This is a genomic window from Nostoc sp. (assembly GCF_036917655.1).
GTDB lineage: Bacteria > Cyanobacteriota > Cyanobacteriia > Cyanobacteriales > Nostocaceae > Nostoc.
The window spans coordinates 1-18,489 of the sequence record NZ_JBALCY010000052.1 but is presented as its reverse complement, the minus strand read 5'-3'; the positions used below and the strand labels follow the sequence as shown (position 1 = coordinate 18,489).

15 protein-coding genes are annotated in these 18,489 nt (G+C 42.1%); 8 read left to right on the top strand and 7 right to left on the bottom strand.

What is annotated here, in order from left to right:
* The first annotated feature begins 19 nt into the window (after positions 1–19).
* The 4 genes from V7K30_RS18085 (at position 20) to V7K30_RS18070 (ending at position 7,424) form a co-directional block, all read left to right on the top strand.
* On the top strand, positions 20–2,767 hold the full coding sequence (locus V7K30_RS18085; protein ID WP_335001534.1) for a tubulin-like doman-containing protein: 2,748 nt from the start codon (positions 20–22) through the stop codon (positions 2,765–2,767).
* Between the two features lie 30 nt (positions 2,768–2,797).
* Positions 2,798–5,854, top strand: a complete 3,057-nt coding sequence (locus V7K30_RS18080) for a hypothetical protein (RefSeq protein ID WP_335001532.1) — start codon at positions 2,798–2,800, stop codon at positions 5,852–5,854.
* 422 nt (positions 5,855–6,276) lie between these two features.
* Positions 6,277–6,471, top strand: coding sequence for a DUF2256 domain-containing protein (locus tag V7K30_RS18075; protein ID WP_094350216.1), 195 nt, complete (start codon positions 6,277–6,279; stop codon positions 6,469–6,471).
* Complete coding sequence (locus tag V7K30_RS18070; RefSeq protein WP_335001530.1) at positions 6,471–7,424, top strand: isoaspartyl peptidase/L-asparaginase; 954 nt, start codon at positions 6,471–6,473, stop codon at positions 7,422–7,424. Before V7K30_RS18075 ends, V7K30_RS18070 begins: the two co-directional genes overlap by 1 nt.
* Here V7K30_RS18070 and V7K30_RS18065 read toward each other — a convergent pair.
* From V7K30_RS18065 to V7K30_RS18050, 4 genes are all read right to left on the bottom strand, one after another.
* A complete protein-coding gene (locus V7K30_RS18065) occupies positions 7,415–7,837 on the bottom strand; it encodes a DUF29 family protein (RefSeq protein ID WP_335001529.1) in 423 nt (140 codons plus the stop codon). The two genes, V7K30_RS18070 and V7K30_RS18065, sit on opposite strands and share 10 nt — an antisense overlap.
* 35 nt (positions 7,838–7,872) lie before the next feature.
* Positions 7,873–8,100 carry a type II toxin-antitoxin system HicB family antitoxin gene (locus V7K30_RS18060; RefSeq protein ID WP_335001527.1) on the bottom strand — a complete coding sequence of 76 codons (228 nt, stop codon included), beginning with the start codon at positions 8,098–8,100 and terminating at the stop codon, positions 7,873–7,875.
* A 47-nt stretch (positions 8,101–8,147) separates the two neighbouring features.
* A complete protein-coding gene (gene glmU / locus V7K30_RS18055; protein ID WP_335001525.1) occupies positions 8,148–9,500 on the bottom strand; it encodes a bifunctional UDP-N-acetylglucosamine diphosphorylase/glucosamine-1-phosphate N-acetyltransferase GlmU in 1,353 nt (450 codons plus the stop codon).
* Positions 9,501–9,792: 292 nt separating this feature from the next.
* On the bottom strand, positions 9,793–10,812 hold the full coding sequence (locus V7K30_RS18050; protein ID WP_335001523.1) for an HNH endonuclease: 1,020 nt from the start codon (positions 10,810–10,812) through the stop codon (positions 9,793–9,795).
* A gap of 129 nt (positions 10,813–10,941) precedes the next feature.
* Here V7K30_RS18050 and V7K30_RS18045 point away from each other — a divergent pair, with 129 nt between their 5' ends.
* Entirely contained in the window at positions 10,942–11,088 is a 147-nt protein-coding gene (locus V7K30_RS18045) for a hypothetical protein (protein WP_335001521.1), read from the top strand.
* A 335-nt stretch (positions 11,089–11,423) separates the two neighbouring features.
* Here V7K30_RS18045 and V7K30_RS18040 read toward each other — a convergent pair whose 3' ends face one another.
* Both V7K30_RS18040 and V7K30_RS18035 read right to left on the bottom strand, forming a co-directional pair.
* Positions 11,424–12,656, bottom strand: coding sequence for a two-component system response regulator (locus V7K30_RS18040; RefSeq protein WP_335001519.1), 1,233 nt, complete (start codon positions 12,654–12,656; stop codon positions 11,424–11,426).
* 909 nt (positions 12,657–13,565) lie between these two features.
* Complete coding sequence (locus V7K30_RS18035; RefSeq protein WP_335001517.1) at positions 13,566–13,748, bottom strand: pentapeptide repeat-containing protein; 183 nt, start codon at positions 13,746–13,748, stop codon at positions 13,566–13,568.
* A gap of 18 nt (positions 13,749–13,766) precedes the next feature.
* On the opposite strand from V7K30_RS18035, the gene V7K30_RS18030 reads away from it, so the two are divergent.
* A complete protein-coding gene (locus tag V7K30_RS18030) occupies positions 13,767–14,366 on the top strand; it encodes a nucleotidyl transferase AbiEii/AbiGii toxin family protein (RefSeq protein ID WP_335001515.1) in 600 nt (199 codons plus the stop codon).
* 220 nt (positions 14,367–14,586) lie between these two features.
* Positions 14,587–15,408 carry a sulfurtransferase gene (locus V7K30_RS18025; protein ID WP_335001513.1) on the top strand — a complete coding sequence of 274 codons (822 nt, stop codon included), beginning with the start codon at positions 14,587–14,589 and terminating at the stop codon, positions 15,406–15,408.
* Between the two features lie 61 nt (positions 15,409–15,469).
* Here V7K30_RS18025 and V7K30_RS18020 read toward each other — a convergent pair whose 3' ends face one another.
* Positions 15,470–16,768 (bottom strand): hypothetical protein, encoded by a 1,299-nt coding sequence (locus V7K30_RS18020; RefSeq protein ID WP_335001571.1) that lies wholly within the window; start codon positions 16,766–16,768, stop codon positions 15,470–15,472.
* A gap of 567 nt (positions 16,769–17,335) precedes the next feature.
* On the opposite strand from V7K30_RS18020, the gene V7K30_RS18015 reads away from it, so the two are divergent.
* Positions 17,336–18,489 (top strand): FecR family protein (locus V7K30_RS18015; protein ID WP_335001511.1); only part of this gene is annotated, 1,154 nt, incomplete at its 3' end.

Below are 18,489 nucleotides of genomic sequence, written 5' to 3'. Positions count from 1 at the left end.
TAATCTCACAGGAAAGTGAATGTTAAGTCCCAAGGTTGTGCGTCCCACAGTTGTTTTTCGTCCTACCGTTGTTATCGGGTTAGGAGGAACGGGTTATGAAGTTGTCCTCAAACTCAAAAAGCGATTCATAGATGCTTACGGCTCAGTACCAGAAGTTATTCGTTTTATTTCGATTGATACTACCGAAAACATTCAAGAACGACAAAAATCACCTGATGGCACCAAGGTTGTCTTAGAACCTAATGAACTTTATGCAATTTCTGTCGCAAATCCACAAGTTCTAATAGGTAGAGAACATATCGCTAAATGGTGGCCTCAGAGCATTTCAGCATCCAGCCTGATCAGTGGTGCAGGACAGATTCGGGCACGCGGACGGCTCGCCTTATTTGCAAAAGTAGGGGATATTGACGCTTTAATTGCTCAAGCGATCAATGCTGTACGCGAAATTCGCACTACCAAACAAACATTTAAAGTTAACATTGAAGTTTCCAGTCGGGATGGTGTCGAAGTTTTTATAGTTGGCAGTTTGGCTGGTGGGACGGGCAGTGGTACATTCTTAGATGCGGCTTTTTTAACACGAGAACATCTCAATAATTTTTCTAATATTACCGGGGTATTTGTTTTACCCAGAGTGTTTGCCAATATTCCCCAAACTCATTTGGTGAAGTCTAATGCCTATGGCGCTCTCAAGGAAATCGAACACTTTTCGGGATTGTCATCGTCTAATAGCATTGAGATTGATTATGGTATTTCCAAAATTCAAGCCAATCGCCCTCCCTTTGATGCTGTATTTTTAATTGACGGCGTTAATAAAAATGGAACTGTAGTCAGCCGTCCAGACGATTTGCAAAATTTAGTTGCAGATGGCTTGTACATCCAGATTGGTTCTCAAATCGGTCTAGACGCTGCTAACGTTGCCGATAATATTCGCGCTTATCTAGCAACTGGTGAGAAAGTCCGAGGAAAGAATATAAATTACTGTAGTTTTGGCTTTGCTACTCTGACTCTGCCAGTACAGCAATACGAGCGGATGAAATTAGAGGATGCTCAAAGCTTGCTGAAAAATGAGTTAATGGGATCTACCCCAACAATCGATTTAGAAAGCGACATCGCCCGCTTTTTAGAAGATTGCAAGTTAGCAGATGCTACTACTGTCCTGAATGCGTTGACTGAAAGCGATCGCGGTGGACAGATGAAACCCGAATTCCGAATTGGCGAAATGCGTCACGATCGCACAGCTTTGCCGACAATTAAAGAACTATATAAACGGCAATTGGATCAATTTGAACAACGGACGGCTCAAGAATTGGGATTGAGTTTTTATCGCTTAGAGCAGACTGCAACTACTGCGATCGCAACCTGGTGGGAGCGGAGTCTTAACCGTGCCAATGGACTAGCTTATGTCTTGCAATTTTTGACAAAACTTTCCCAAAAATTGGATGAATCACAGCAGAGTATACAGCACAAGTCACGAGAGGCACAATCGAGCTTCAATGCTTTGAAATTAGAAGCCCAAGAAGAAAAGATTAAAGAAGCCGCAGAAACTATGTTTTCAAATAAAAATACTATTCAAGCAGCTTGCCAGAAATACAAAGAACGGGCTGACCAAAAGTGGAAGACTTATGTACATTGGAAGCGGTGTGATAAAGCGGCTGAACTCTATGGTGGGTTGCGGGTTAAGGTAGAAGAAATCCAGGAAAAGTGTCAGCGTCTGCACAGCAACCTAGATAAAGTTTACCGAGATTTAGAACAAAGTTATAACGAGGTCAGCCGTCAAGAAAATAGCGACAATCCTTTTATTCATACTATTCAACGTGGCAATCTGCAATCTAAACGCCCCAAAATTACTGGCGAAGATTTCATCCGTTGGTATCGAGAACAGTCTCAAACTTTAACGAATTGGTCTGATAAAAAAGCTGAAAATGTCAAGAACGAAATTCTGAAATTTATAGCTGAAGCTTACTATCCCCTCACCAGTATGACTGTTGAGCAGGTTTTAGCAGATAGTAATCCAGAAGATGCTGGGCAAGATTTACAACAACTTGGCAAACTTGCAGTTCCTCTGTGGCAATATCAAGCAGAGGAAATTCCACCTCAACAACAGCATTTAATTACGGAATTTTATTACTACGGAGTAGAGAGTAACAACACAGTTTTTAGCGATCCGCCGCTTTCAAATCGCTTGCCTAAAGGAAGAAATAATCCTTCTTTCGTACCAACAGGCGACCCCGATAAGGTCATGCTGTTTCGAGTGGAAGTCGGTGTCCCCTTATTCGCCTTCAACGGAATGAGGGATCTGGAGGTAGCTTATCTAGATCCAAATAAAGTCTTCAAGCACTTAGACCGCAATTGGACTAACTTACCCAATTTAATTCCTTCAGAAGATGATGGTGGGGCGTTGCGTTGGTTTGCATTAGCATTGGCACCTGATCCGTATAAATTGATTGTCAATCAGAGTAGAAGATATTTTGTTTCTACAGAACAAGCGAAAAGATCAGATGACGGAGTTTTGCTTTTGGGAAGCGATCGCAAGTCAGCATTTCAAGCTTTCAAACGTAACTTGCCTCTAATTCAGGAAATTGCTAAAAAAGTTGAGCGCATTACTTACGAAGACCAAGACAAAGCTAAATTAACTTTACAAAACTACATCAATTACCTCAGTAAGAATTTAACAGATGGCAACATTAATACCCTGATTCAAGAACAGGTAGAAATGGAAATTCAAGAAATTGAAGCCTACCTGGAAGATTTGGATGTGATTATTTAGCCCCATAGTTTGCACTCTGAGAGTGTCCCCATGCCAAAACCAACTATTTTACTTGCACTCGATCCTCATAGTGCCGCTTTTTGTGCAGCCATTAAACGGCAACTGCAAGAATTTCCGGCTGCCCAAAGCTGTTTAATTCAAACTTATACCTTAACTTGGGACGGTCAAACTTTTGGCTTTAGTAACGAGTTAGATCAGTTTGCTGACACCAGTTTTGATCTCGCTCAAACTCATAGTAAACAAGCTTATGTCTCCAAAATCCGTACTCAGTTCAGCGAAGCAAGTGGCGAAATCCAAACTGCACTGATTGAATTATTGAAAACGGCTAATCAATCAAAAGAAGCGATCGCAGCAAAACGCCAAGGAGTGGAAATCAGCAGCACCCATCGAATATATCTCATGCTGTCAGTCAGCAATCAATTTGCTCGGGAAGTAGTTTTTGGCATAGTACGCTTGATTCGTTGGCTATTTATTAAGTACTTTACAGATATTCCTTACAGCTTAGAAGCTTTATTACTACTGCCAGGATTATTTACTCAAGCCACAACTGCTGATTACGGCGCTGCTTACACGCTCCTGAAAGAATTAGATTACAAAATGACCACTGGAGTTGTGATTACAGGTGCCCAAAAAGTACCACCTTTTGATAACTGCTGGTTGATGGATGAGCAAATTGGGGGACTGAGGGATAATTTACCTAGTTATGCTGATGCTTTGGCAGGTTTTCTCACCGTCGAACCGGAAACCAACGGCTTATTAATTGGCACACAAAAAGTTAGGGGGAAAATACCTGCATATAGTGCATTTGGCTATGGAGAACTATTTTTTCCAGGAGAAATAACTATTAACCGTTTGAGTGCTGCCTTAGCTGCCGATATTCTGATGGAGCAGTATTTACCGAAGGCAGAATTCACTCCAGAGGCAATTCGCAAATGCCTGTTAGATGCCAAAGGATTTATCCTCAGCGAAGATTTCAGCAATGCTTTTCTCGGATTAGAACGAGACAACGGCAAACCAGTTTGGCAAGATTTTAATCCGCGCCTTGAAATGCGTGCTGGCCAGGCTCAGGAATATGGGATGGAATTGCAGCGTGCTTATCGGCAATTTGAAAATAAAGAGCTACTTTCCTATAAGCGCACACTAGAAACTTGTTGCAAACAATTACAGGCAACACTAACAGCCTTCTTAGATCGCACCATTAATAGCTATGCTGATGCTACACCTAGAGGCTTGCATGAAGGATCTAGGCTATTAAATATATTGACCCTTCTTTATTTGGAACTGCAAACGGATGCCATTGGCGATCAATCCCAGAATCTGGTTACAGAACTGCGTGCCGCTGAAGCATTTCTCGATTCCAGATTGCAGGTAACAATTGATAAAGAAATCACTCAAAAGCTGCTCAACCAAATTCTGTCTTTAAAATTGCGGCAGCAACAATTACAAGATATTTTAGCTGAAAGAAATTCTGAAGAACAACTGCAAGAGCTTCAAACAACTCAGAAACAGCTAGAAACCGCAATTGCTGAGTATCGCCAAGCGTTAAATGCAGAAATCGAACAAGCTCGACAAATTCGTTTTATAGCGATCGCTGGCGCTCGTGAACAAGCAGAAGCTGCGATCGTTTCATCTCAAAATCACCTAACTCTCACTGAAAATCAACTTGAAAAAGCCACAGATCAACTAAATGAACTGCTAGCAGAAGAAAATCAATTTTGCTCTCAGTATCTAGTCATTTATCCTATTGTTGTTGTTATTGCTTTATTCGGTTTGCTGATTCTGACTGGAATTTTCAGTCAATCAACACTATGGCTGTTATTGCAAAAATTTTGGGCTAACTTAGTTAGTTATCTGCTTGGGACTGCGGTAACAATTCTGACTTACTTTGGTATAGTTTGGCTTAAGTACAGTACTAACATTCGCGATCGCATTCAAAAGGCTCAGAAACAAATTAAACGCCTAGAAAGCACTGTTAAAGCAACCATCGTCGAATTACGTCGCAACTATAATGAACAATTAAAGTTGGAGTATGATTTATACGCCCAAAATCTCCGCGTTGAGGCATTGAATTATCTGATTAAAACAGCTAAACAAAGGGCTGAGACTTTACGGCAAACTCTTACCAACTTGTCTGAGATATACAATGATTTGGTTGCTCAACGCGATCAAGCTACGACGAAGTTCTCGGAAATTAGACTCACAGTTCTTACCGATGCTGATATTGATGCTTATTACCAAAATTTTCTGACCACACTAACAACTGAGACATTCACTCAGGAACAAATTAGCCGCTCTCAGTCGTGGAAAATTTCTGCTGAAGCATTTAAGAACCAACTTATCCCCTTTACTTGCCAGCAGTTCGAGCAATTGAGCAACTTGTCTATTGGGGAAGTATTAAAACAATCAGATTTAATTACCGCAAACACTGCAAATTTGCGTTTAAATCAACTTTATAATAACGCTAACTTATTGCTGCGAATTCAGGATATTGACGCTAACTTAAACCCAACTTCTCAACGCGAGATTACCCTCTGGGTAGGAGCAAAAGATAAAGAACAAATGTTTGCGCTTTACAGTCGATTTAGCCGCACTTTAACCGCCTTGGTAACTGAAGATGAGCGACGGTTGTGTGTTTTGACCCGTTCGTTGGGCTTTCCGGCTTATTTTCTCAGTCAAATTGAGTTTTATCGAGACTGCTATGAGCGGACTCAGAGCGAACAAATCGAGCTAGACGAGAACATTCCCGATTTAATTCCAGAGGAAATTGGTTCTGGTAGGGAATTAAAACTAGCTTATCAAACTTTGCTTTTAGCGATCGCTCTTGGGCTACTATCCCAGGATTCTCAAGGTGATTATCAATTCAACGGTCGGTCACTTGGTAAAGACCGAGAACAAATTACCTTGGCTTTAGCAACTGAGTTCAACTTTCAGGAAATCTATGGAAACTTACAAGAACGGATCGAAACATTTGAACATGATTTTATCTACCAGAAATTGCAGGAATTAGGAACATCTGCTTCATATTTAAATCATTACGAGGTTAAGCTTTTAGATCATCTCCTCTCAGAGTATAATCCTCTGAATTAGGCAAGCTTTTAGAGATTATCTCGTTCCCAGTCTCCGACTGGGAATGCATATTTTGGGGCTGCCGCCTCAAGACTTGCGGCAGAGCCGCAACGAGTAGCATTTCTAGGCTTTGGCTGGAAACAAGGTTTTAAAGGGGTTTGAGCTTAAGTTGACACCAATGATTCCTGAATTGCCCCTACGTGAAACTCTCATTCCTCTGCGGTAGCCTGCGGCAAGCCGCTTCTCTACGAGACGCTCCGCGAATGCGTCTACGTTATTCCGTAATCCGTGCGTAAGTCCTATTTGGAAAGAGTTAAAAAATAAGTTCAAAGATAGATTGACAATACATTTTTTCTCTGAAAGTATCCTCCCTTCGTAGCAAACTGGTTATAATTATTTTCCATCTCTCTCAGAAATCAAATTCTCATCTACACAGCATTTATATGGGACGTGTTCGTTCTAAATCTGACCTACCGACAAAAATCTGTCCGGTATGTCAACGTCCTTTCACATGGCGTAAAAAGTGGCAAGATTGTTGGGACGATGTGAAATACTGCTCAGAACGTTGTCGTCGTCGCCGTTCTGAAGCTCAAAATGAAACTAACCGCAACACAGACGCAAATAGCGCAAGGGATTAATGGAGTCACAGGTGCAACCGAAATTAATTATTCATGGGGGGGCTGGTAGTTCTCTCCACGGTAAAGGAGGATTGGAGGCGGTGCGCCGATCGCTCCATACAGTAATAGAAGAAGTCTATTCTCTGCTATTGTCAGGAGCAACTGCCTCTGAGGCGGTGGTGCAGGGTTGCCAAATGCTCGAAGATAACCCCCGCTTTAATGCTGGTACTGGTTCAGTTCTGCAATCTGATGGGCAAATCCGCATGAGTGCTTCTCTGATGGATGGTGCATCAGGGCGGTTTAGTGGTGTGATTAATATCTCGCGGGTGAAAAATCCTATTGAGTTGGCACAATTTTTACAAAGCTCACCAGACCGAGTGCTATCAGATTTCGGATCGGCTGAGTTGGCGCGGGAAATGCAACTTCCCACCTATAACGCTTTAACTGATTTGCGGTTACAAGAGTGGATGCAAGAGCGCCAAGATAATTTTAAAAGCACAATGGCTGGCGTGGTTGCAGAACCTGAACTGTTAGAAACCAGCAATGCCGGACGCGGCACCATCGGTGTGGTAGCTTTAGATGCATCTGGTAGGCTAGCTGCTGGCACTTCTACTGGTGGTAAGGGATTTGAGCGGATTGGAAGGGTAAGTGATTCGGCGATGCCAGCAGGTAATTATGCTACTAGTAACGCTGGTGTTAGCTGTACTGGTATTGGGGAAGATATCATCGATGAGTGTTTAGCTCCCCGGATTGTAGTCCGTGTCACTGATGGGATGTCCCTGAAGGAGGCCATGCAGCGATCCTTTGGGGAAGCGCACCAGAACAAACGGGATTTGGGAGCGATCGCCTTAGATGCTAGTGGAGCGATCGCTTGGGGAAAAACTAGCGAAATCTTACTCGCCGCCTACCACAACGGCGAAAAAATCGGTGACACCTTGGAATGGACTGACAACGAACTGATCGGCTATTGTTGAATCAGTTCCAGCGCTTCGGCTAAAGTTTCTTGCTGCTCAACCATTGCGGCTAATTCTTGGGCTTCATAACGCCCTTCAAAAGCTTCTAGCGCCGCTCTTTTCAGTGCCACTTGATATCCTTGTTGCAGAATATCGATTAATTCTGCTTGATTCAAGTAAAAACCACCGGATTTGCGGCGCTTGTTTATTTTGTTGATTTCCCGCACCGTATTTTCTATCGAAACATCCCAAGAGCGAGTAGAACGTTTTTCAGCCTTTTGTTTAATTAAATGGATGAGAAGAATTACACCATAACTATCAATTTTATTGATTTTGTCACTGAGGCTCATTTCTTCTAACTCATCCACCAACAGCAGCGCCTCATGAATTTTGCCTTGCTCTAGAAGTTGCCTAAGTTCTAGCAGTTCTTCCATAGTGACATACTTCCCCACCCGAAAGAACGCGCAGCTTACCCAACACTTACCTCTAGGCGTGTAATAAATACTTCTGTAATTAGCCGTTCTTGGACTTCAGATGGGTCAGCTGTCTCAAAAAATAATTCCAATGCCTCAACTAAATTACTGCGTGCTTCTTCGATGGTGTCACCTTGGCTAGCAATATCTAATTCTGGACAAAGCGATACATAGCCCTTTTCCTCACGCTCAATAATCGCGGTAAATTGTTTTGTTTTGCTCATCTTTTGCCTCTATTAAAATCAGTTAATCTGATGATTTAATTATCGCTTTATTGGCTTTTCTTGCGCCAAGCTGGTTTCACCACCTGACGACTACGGGCAATCACCAGAGAATCATCAGGGACATCTTCTGTCACGGTAGAACCGGCTGCGATGTAGACATCATCGCCCAAGGTGATTGGAGCCACTAAAACGCTATTGGCACCAGTTTTTGTGCGATCGCCTATTTTTGTCCGGTGTTTCTTTACGCCATCATAATTGGCAGTAATTGTACCGGCACCAATATTCACCTGATTGCCGACAACGGCATCACCTATATACGACAAATGTGCTGCATTCGTGCGATCGCCTAATTGAGTATTTTTCAATTCTACAAAATTCCCCACACGGCAACCAGCACCCACTTCTACATGACCGCGCAAATGAGCATAGGGGCCAATTCGGCTTCCTGCCTGCACGGTGCTATCTGTTACTACTGAATACTGCACCATGACATTTTCAGCCAACTGGCTATTTTCAATTAAACTTCCCGGCCCAATGTGACATCCTGTTTGAATCACCGTATTTCCCCGCAGATGAGTTTGGGGTTCAATAATTACATCTGGCTGTAATTCCACTGTTTCATCAATGGTGATGCTTGTAGGGTCGATGAGGGTGACACCCGCCAGCATCCATTTTTCCTTGACTCGCCTTTGCAAAATTTCGGATGCTGTTGCCAGTTGCAGGCGATCGTTGATGCCGAGAATTTCTTGATAATCTTCCACATCCACTGCCATAACTTTGCCCACTTGAGTCACAGCATCAGTTAGATAGTATTCTTTTTGGGCATTGTTTGCCTGGAGGTGGGGCAGCACCTTTGCCAAATCTGGCCAGCGAAAGCAGTAAACTCCAGCGTTAATCTGCTGATTTTCTCTTTGAGCAGCAGTACAATCCTTGTGTTCGACCATTTGCTGCACAATATTTTCATCGTTACAAAAAACGCGCCCGTAGCCTGTGGGATCGGGTAGGTGCGAGGTAAGAATGGTGGCGGCGTTTTGATTTTGGGCGTGAGTTTGTAACATCTGCTTGAGGGTTTCGCTGCGTATCAACGGTAAATCGCCGTTAAGTATCAGCAAATCCCCAGTGTAGTCTTCCAAGTGAGGAAGTAATTGCTGGATGGCATGACCTGTCCCCAATTGCACAGTCTGTTCGACAAACTCCAAGCTAAGAATTGAATGCATGGCGGCTTGCACTTCTTCGGACTGATACCCCACAATCACGATTCGCCGTGAGGGGGAAAGTGGTTCTACACTTTCGAGAACTCTCTCGACTAGCGATCGCCCACCCAAAGAATGTAAAACCTTGGGTAAGCGTGATTTCATCCGTGTGCCGCGTCCTGCCGCTAGAATTGCTACAACTACCATAATTAGCTATCAGCTATCAGTGAAATTATGATTAATCCTGTTAGTACTTTAAGATTTAGGCTCAAATCATACCAGCTAATCATAGAAGACTGAAATATACAGTAAACTACTCGCCGCTAAATCGGAGTAACGATTGTAGCGGGAGCTTTATCCCAGATTTCGCCTGTCAATTAGAAGGACAATTGTCCTTCTAATTGACAGACAATCCCCGGAATTTCGGGCGAGTTTACAAAAGTCACCCCAAGAGCGGCAATATTGTTGGCCGCATTTATAGTTAAACTAAGCGATTCTCTCACGAGAACCGCTCGTCTACAAAACCGGACATGAGACTTTCGACCTCATCCGGCTCCTCAATGATTTGGCGCTTGTCATGCGTACCTACAGCCGAACCATCATCGGTTGTTTTCATGTCGTGGCAGTGTCTATGAAAAATCTGGAGATTTTTGTACTCGTCTTTGCCTCCCAGAATTTTGGGGATTATATGGTCAATCTCCAGTACATCCTCCTCTCGGAAGTACAATCCGCAGTGGTTACATTTCCCTTTTTGCTTTTTAAGGAGTGTAGACATCCTTATTGTTGCTTCGGGGTGTATTCCCATTCTTGAACTCCAGTAAATTAGGTTGCCATCAAATGGACTGGCTTCGCCTCTGACTTTTACATGGCGTACTATAGGTGTTCTGCTAAACAAACGCAGTTGATAGAACGCCCAATGATTGGTTCTACGGCGTTCTACTTTGCTTCGTCGCTTTTGGTTCAAAGACTCTCGAATGTTAGTCAAATCTTCAAAAGCCAATGCCGCATTTATTCGTTTCGCATCTTGAACAAGTTGCTTGCTGATATTGTGATTCAACCATTCTTGAAACTTCCGCTCTCTCCCAAAAAGCCTTCTCAAAAGTCGCCTAGACGACCGAGTGCGTTTGGATTGGACGTTAGCCCTGATCTGACTGTATCGGTCACGAACCGATTGAATCTGTTTGCCACTCCACGACTTACCCGTGGACGTGGTTGCGATATCGCGTCTACCCAGGTCAACCCCAATCACTTTGCGAAAAGTCTGTGCGTCCCGGTTTCGGCCGGGTGAACTTTTCAAGACGGGAGTTTTACCAGTGGGCTGAGTCGGGATATCAACAACAAAGTGGATATTGTATTGTCCCTGTTTGGTTCTATTCAGTGTTGCACTAGTCGGGCTTTGCCCTCTCAGCAGTGCAATCTGGTAGCCACCAATAGACAACTTAAATTCAACTCGCCCACACATCAAAGTCACCCCTACAGACTGGCTTTCTTCCTTGTAAACAAAGGTGCGAACATCCAAGCTGATAGAGGTGGGTCTAAATTTGTGGATTTGCTTAACCGCTTTAGCGTTACCAATAACTCTTCTAATAGCCTGACAAACATGGTTAGCTTTCAGTCCCGTTGCCTCACGTACAGGTTTATAAACCTTATGGTGAAGCTTGGTAGTATTCCAGCAATTCTCACGTTTAGCCCTGACTTTTCCCGTTATCTTTTGAGAAGATGCGATCGCTCCTGGAAGCGCTATCCCAAAGTCCTATTCTCTCGTCGTGTATTGTCATTAGCTCTCATGTGTTGATAATACATGAGAGCTTAAAACCCTTACTATTTCAACCTTTTACGACTTAACGGGAAAAGTCAGCGTTTAGCCACCTCCAGTATCTGATTGCAAGCATCAGCAAACCCCTCCATTGTGCGGTTGATTTCGCCACCGAAGTTAGTAGGGACTATAAGTTTGCATTTAACAGATATATATTGAGTCATAACAGTATTACAACTCATCCAAAAAAATTATTAACGACAACTCGCTCACCGCTACACCGGAACGGTGAGAGGAATGGAGGTTTTAGATGAGTCAGAATAATACCATTTCGTGCTGATTACGGTAGCTACAAAATCCCCTCCTCCTACTCCCTAACGTTTTTCCTGACAGGAGCGAATAAACTCGGCAAACTGCTGCATTAGTTTGGGATTGCGCCAACCCGAATTAGCTTCTTCTAGCATCACTAAAAGTGCTTCTGCTGAAGTAAAAGCTCTCTTGTAAGGTCGTTCGCTGGTCAGAGCATCGTAAATATCAATTAACTGAAATACTTGCGCCAGGTGGGGAATATCATCCCCCTTGAGTCCATCAGGGTAGCCTGAGCCATCCCAGCGTTCGTGGTGATGGCGAATAATGGGAATTACACCCCGCATACTGCGTAGTGGCCGGCAGATTTTTTCCCCAATCAAAACGTGCTGCTGCATGATCTGCCAATCTTCGGGGGTGAGTTGGCCTTTTTTCAGCAGCACTGCATCGGGAATACCCACTTTGCCGATATCGTGGAGATAACCACCCCACATCAAATCTCGAATTTGGTAGCGTGAGAGGTTGAGGTATTCACCAAAAATTTGTCCCAGTTTTACCAGGCGTTCACAATGGTCGCCTGTATTGGGATCGCGACTTTCAATTGACATGGCAATGGAAAATAGTACTTGTTCGGCATGGTCTAAATCTTCGTTCAGACGCTTCTGCCGCACTAAGGACTTTACACGCGCCGCCAGTTCCACACGATCAAAGGGTTTGGTGAGAAAATCATCTGCCCCAACTTCAATTCCCCGAATGCGCGATCGCCTGTCATTTAATGCCGTAATAAAAATCACTGGAATTAGCCTAGTCTGCTCATCCTGTTTGAGCAATTGGCATACTTCAAATCCATCCATTCCTGGCATCATCACATCCAGCAAAATCAAATCTGGTTGTTTTTGAGTTACCAATCCGACAACAATGGAACCACTGTCCGCCTCAATCACTTCGTATCCTTCCATCCCCAAGAGCGCAACAGCAGTCATCCGACTGGCGGCATGATCGTCAACTACTAAAACCTTCGGCGGATCTAAATCAAACCCATTCACTTTAGAACCTTTGGCTTGTAGTGTTCTAGAAACCAATGAATCATCACCACAATTAACATCAGCTTTTATCCAAGAATACACTGCTTGGCTATCTTCAAGCATAAGGTCTTCTTGAGATAACCCTAAAGAATAACCCTCTGAATTTTGCGATCCTACGGCATGATTAGAACCCATATTCTTCACTGTGCTAATGGGGTTTGACCCACTAACAATTTGTTCTGTAAAGCCAGTATGGTTGGATTTCCACTGAATCACAAAGGCACTCCAAGTTTTTGCACAAGTTAACAGTGTCAGATTTCAAAAACAAATTTAATATTTGGCTGTATCTAAGCCAGAGTTTTCATAGGGATTATGCGTGATGTCAAGCTGCCTATCTGAGTTTTTCGCAGCATGTATCTTTTATCTTATGAACAAGGTATATCTTGTTCGTAACATTTTTTTGCTTATAATTCCAGTATGATGAATTGGCACAAATGTTAAATCAGGTTTTTTACGGAGATTTTTTAACCTAGCGCCGTCAGAAAGCGTTATGATTGCTTGCTTTATTCGATATATCGGGTTTTGAGTTTTAACTTTTTATGGTAATCATTATGCGTATACGTTTTTACTTAATCACTTATAGTAATACTCGATTACTGCTCAGTGGTATGTAATATTGAATACTACCACATAATTAAGCTATTTGGCTTGTAAAAACTCGTTGCCTGAGTATTTAAAAAGTAATAGGACTTAGGCATCATACATATGTACTATACAAAATTTGGGCTTTTGAGCCATATCTAGCACCCGACACAGTAAATATGCGACTAAATCAGCGTTGTGATCAGCGTCTGAAAGAGACATTTTGCGTAATACACATTAGAGTTAGTTTGTAGAGTGCATAAGTTTTAAGTGAATCAGAATTTTTGGCAAAAAAAATATCTAAAATTATTAATTTTGCACAAATTTTTAGATTGATAATTTTATCAATAATTGAAGCAGGTATTGATGATGCAAAAATATTTGTGCAGTTAATTATGTTTGTGAATTCTTTGAGAGCTTTGTTGTGAAATATCTGTTATCTGTTATCAGTGTTGGGTTTCGTTCCTCAACCAAACCTACGAGCGATCGCACTCTTTAAGCGCAAATCTTCTATCAGAAGAAAATCAACATGAATTCTCAAATTTAACGCGGCATTTCCCAAGGGGAATAGGTTAAAATTTGCCCGTCTGGCATGATGGTGTCTTCCAAGACAGCATCCTTGATAGCATCGTCCAAAATAGCTTTTCTGAGATTAGCACCACGGAAGTTAGTATTCTCCAAGATAGCATCTCTAAGATCGGCTTCAGTAAGGTTGGCATCGAGCAATCCAGAACCGTATTAGCATTGGAATATGACGAATATAGGTTTAGTAAAGATATTGATTTTCTTTTTCCCTATGGAACTGAACATTATAGATACTTAAGAAATTTAATCTATGATGATGGAATTGCTGCATTATTTATAAATCCCACAAATATTAAGTTGGGTGACAGCACAGCAAATCAGTACGGGATTCGATTTCCTGTTACCGTTCATGGAACAACTATTAAAGTAGAAATTGTAGCTAATGGAAACTTTAACTTAGATCCTCCTGTTTATCCTCAGTGGGCAAATATTCCATGTTTAAGTATAAGTGACAGATTTACATCAAAACTGATGGCTAACGCTGATCGTTGGAATGATACCAGCACCCAATCCAGGGATTTAATTGACTTAGCAATTCTACGGGTGAATAACGATATCCCTGCGGGTGCAATTTCTAAAGCTGAGGCAAGCTATGAAGTTCGCTCACCACTAATTAGATCGATTAACCAATTTCTTAAAAATACAGAATACAGTCAGAAATGTTTTCAGGAATTAAGTGTGAATGAAGAAAAAATTCCAATAATCATGAATGGAATAGATTTGCTTTTTGTTGATTTTAAAAAAAATCTTTCAAGGTAGAAATAATCTAGGGAATACCGTATAGCTAAGGTAGCCGGAGGAACATTTAGCAGTGCTGGGTTTCGTTCCTTAATCCAACCTACCAGCGATCGCTAGGCTTCGGTACAAAAGATGATAAAGTCATCATTGGTAACGTCATCCTACTCGACAAAGACCTGATTAGCGCGATCGCAACTGATAACCCAGTTGCGTAAGTCCTCTAAATAATGCCTAATTTCCAATGCCTAATACCCAATTTGTTGTTTCGCCAGCTTGGCTGTTTGAACATCTGGAAGATCCGCAAGTCGTTATTGTGGATTGTCGCTTTTCTTTAGCCGATCCACAACTCGGACAACAACAGTACCAAACAAGCCATATTAAAGGATCATATTACCTAGATTTAAATGAGGATCTTTCCAGTCCAGTGGGTAAACATGGCGGGAGACATCCTTTACCTAACCCTAATGATATAGCTAACAAATTTGCGGCAATTGGGGTAAATTACCAAAAAACTTTAGTTGTAGCTTATGATGATTCGCGCTTTGCCTTTGCAGCTCGTCTATGGTGGCTGTTGCGCTATCTCGGACATGAGCAAGTAGCAATACTAGATGGAGGCTTTGCTGGATGGCAAAAAGCTGATTATCCGATTACGGATGTTATTCCTACCCCCCGAATGGGTACGTTTGTAGCTGAAGTACAAACAGAAAAGGTGGTAGATATTACTGTGGTGAAAAGCCGGAAAGATAGCGACGAGGTAGTATTGGTAGATTCAAGAGAGAGCGATCGCTACCGAGGTGAACGAGAGCCAATTGATAAAATTGCTGGTCATATTCTCGGTGCAGTCAACTATCCTTGGCAAGAAGTTACAGACTCTTCCGGCTACCTACTCCCTCAACCAGAACAACGCCGTCGGTGGGAAAAACTAGAAGCAGCCGAAGAAATCTTGGTATATTGCGGTTCTGGTGTTACTGCTTGCGTAAATTTACTTTCTTTAGAATTAGCTGGCATTAGCAAGGGTAAACTTTATGCTGGCAGCTGGAGTGATTGGATTTCTTATTTATAGCGAGGAGTTAGGAGTGAGAAGTTAAGAATAAAAACCCCTAACTTTTAACTCCTAACTCCTATCAAAACTGACCTAATTGTAAATTGTAATTAATACTGAAAAACCAGCCATCAAAATCAATGTTTTCGGCGGTTGAACTACCTAAACTAACTCCAGCCTGTACATTCATATTAGTGGTATCGGATATTCGGTAATTTAAGTGCCCAAATAACCGATGAAATTGGTCTTCTCGATCGCGCTGTGTAAAGTCCGAGAAGTTCGCCTGGTAGTCAATACCAACCTGGAGAGGGTTTTGTAAGTAGTAGCTCAGAGAAATCCAAAAGGAATTGATTATCCGATCGCGACTTAGGGGGTCAGAAAAATTTACACTCAATTCGTAGAAGCTATCTAGCGTTAATTTTGAAGTTAAGGGATCTCGCCGTCCCAATGACAGTTGCACGGAACTCTCGTTTAAAAAGCGATCGCCTGCTTTAAAGCTATCCAGGCGATTGCTGTTGTTGGCATAAAATAACTGTTGATTGCTCCAACTTATTTCTCCGTACATTCGCTGGGATAGCTGCTGGTAAAGACTGAGATTAAATCTTACCTGGTTGTAATGGTATTGTGACTGATTTATATAACGAATGAGATTACCATCAATGGAGCCGTTTAAATAAGTCTTAGATCCCAAAGGAAAATATGCAGAGGCTAAGGTCAGTCCAGAAATAATTAAACCATCTTCTATTGGACTATAATTTGAGGAAAAAATGTTACTTGTCTGGAAGTAGCCTACATGGGCCTGTAGATAGCCGATAGGTTTAAACTTAACTATGGGTTCTGTTGGTGGGAGTGGCTGCTGTTCTAAGGGTCGTAACCGCACACGCAACCCCAATTCGCGATCGCTATCAGACTCAGGTGGCTGTTTTGGCGATCGTAGCAGCTGCATTAGTCTCTCTAGCCTTTGGGACTGATTTATTTGAGGTGCATTTAATAGTTGCTCTTTTGAGTCTGGAGGAGATGTAGGCAAATTACTTGGCTGCGATTCTAGCTGTGGCGGGTCATTTTGCTTTTGAGTATCTCCAGGTTTTTGATTTGTGTTAGGGGCTTGACTTGTTTGTGGTGTTTGCTGTGCTAGATTTAACGGCATCTGGGAGTCTAAAGGATGCGACTCACTAGACTGTTTACACAAAGAGTTAATTATCTCTTGCTCCAACTTCTGACATAGCTGCTGATAACTTACCTGTGTGCTTGCTAAATTTTTAGGACGCCAAATATCTGTATTTGCAGATTCTGCCGCTTCTACTCTAATGCAACACCAGCTTCCACCACTGGATGCTAACAAAATACAAAAAAACAAATTCTTCCAGTTCTTGAGTTGCATCTGGTTAGATCGCATTGATCGCATTTGGCAAATGTAGACCTACAAGCTGTATCGGAAGTTCCGACTCAGAAGATACAGCTATTAAGCGTATCTATTTTAGTTTTGTAGGTATATACTGAAACTACAAACTAAAATTGCTGCTTTTCGGATTTTTTCCCAGATTTTTTTGCAAAACTGAGATGCTCCGAGAAAGTTGATGTTGAACTTTAGTGAAATAAAGCCAGTGAGTCATTTCACAACAGATCCCTAACAACCCCTTTTTCCACATAACTGATGAACCTGTGCCTGATCTGATTAAAAAGGATTATCTGTAAGGTACTCTTCATTTAATTGTTGACATCAAGTACTAACTTTCAAATCTGCTACAGATTTTATTGCATAAAATGTCAGTTTAAGAAGAAAAACTTAAATAAACTAAACACATAGTTTATTTGCTATCTATTTTATGTATGTATTAAATGTAGGGTAGAATGCAAATAAATTTACCTAAGAAAACTTATAACAATTAGCAGCAGCTTAAACCTTTAACTTTTTTGGTACTAGTTTAAATTCATAAATTCTCAAACTATGTTTCATAAATCCTTTCCACTGTTAGTGATTGGTTTATGGGGAGTTATACTACTGCCTTTGCCAAATCGGGTAAGTGCTATGACTCCTCTAACGCGAGCGGAGATTCAGAACCTCCGCAACATGGTACAACTGATACCCAAAGATAAACTCAAGAAGCGTCCTGCACGCAAATCAGATGCAATGATTCCTGGGGATGGGTTGTCAACTGGTCGAGCTTCCCTAGCAGATTTACGTTTCAATGATGGCTCTTTGGCACGGGTTGGAGAACAGGCGCTATTTCAATTTTTGCCGAAGACTCGCAGCTTTAGACTGTCAAACGGAACCGCATTGCTGCTTATTCCACCTGGAAGGGGGCAAACACGGATACAAACGCCAAGTGCAGCAGCAGCAATTCGTGGTTCAGCATTATTTGTCCGCTACGACCAACAAACGGATACTACGATTGTGGGTGCGCTGACAAATAGCGGCATTGAAGTTTCTAATAAGGAAGCTTCTCAAACTCAGGTGCTGCAAGCAGGACAGATGATGGTTATAGTTAAAGGCAAATTTCAGGGCTTATACGATTTTGATCTTAGAAATTTTTATCAAACGAGCGATCTGGTTCGGGGATTTGATTTGAATAGGCAAAATCCTACGCCTACGTCCGACCCAGCGATCGCTAGTGTTCAAGCTGAAACTGCTACGGCTTTGAACGCACAGTCGCCTATAACAGGTCAGGGAGTAGTTGAAAACCCATCTTTTGCAGAGCTAACTACTAGTCCTTCAACTTCCTCTACCAACAACATTATCACAGGCAATTCTCCAGTAGACCCCATTGGAGATGATTCCGCATTAAATCCCTTTAAGGACATAAGACAAGTCCTGTCAAATACTGAGCAGCGTTCTGGAATAAATAGTAACAGAAATAATCTAAATACTCAAAATAATAACGTAGTCCCAACACCAACAACTTCTGTAGTCCAAACACCAACAACTCCTGTAGTCCAAACACCAACAACTCCTGTAGAACCAACACCAACAACTCCTGTAATCCCAACACCAACAACTCCTGTAGAACCAACACCAACAACTCCTGTAATCCCAACACCAACAACTCCTGTAATCCCAACACCAACAACTCCTGTAATCCCAACACCAACAACTCCTGTAAT

Coding starts and splice junctions, on each gene's coding strand:
- V7K30_RS18045 (WP_335001521.1), top strand. CDS start 10,942: ATGGTGAAGCTTGGTAGTATTCCAGCAATTCTCACGTTTAGCCCTGAC.
- V7K30_RS18025 (WP_335001513.1), top strand. CDS start 14,587: ATGCCTAATACCCAATTTGTTGTTTCGCCAGCTTGGCTGTTTGAACAT.
- V7K30_RS18085 (WP_335001534.1), top strand. CDS start 20: ATGTTAAGTCCCAAGGTTGTGCGTCCCACAGTTGTTTTTCGTCCTACC.
- V7K30_RS18065 (WP_335001529.1), bottom strand. CDS start 7,837: ATGGAAGAACTGCTAGAACTTAGGCAACTTCTAGAGCAAGGCAAAATT.
- V7K30_RS18060 (WP_335001527.1), bottom strand. CDS start 8,100: ATGAGCAAAACAAAACAATTTACCGCGATTATTGAGCGTGAGGAAAAG.
- V7K30_RS18070 (WP_335001530.1), top strand. CDS start 6,471: ATGGAGTCACAGGTGCAACCGAAATTAATTATTCATGGGGGGGCTGGT.
- V7K30_RS18075 (WP_094350216.1), top strand. CDS start 6,277: ATGGGACGTGTTCGTTCTAAATCTGACCTACCGACAAAAATCTGTCCG.
- V7K30_RS18020 (WP_335001571.1), bottom strand. CDS start 16,768: ATGCAACTCAAGAACTGGAAGAATTTGTTTTTTTGTATTTTGTTAGCA.
- V7K30_RS18080 (WP_335001532.1), top strand. CDS start 2,798: ATGCCAAAACCAACTATTTTACTTGCACTCGATCCTCATAGTGCCGCT.
- glmU (WP_335001525.1), bottom strand. CDS start 9,500: ATGGTAGTTGTAGCAATTCTAGCGGCAGGACGCGGCACACGGATGAAA.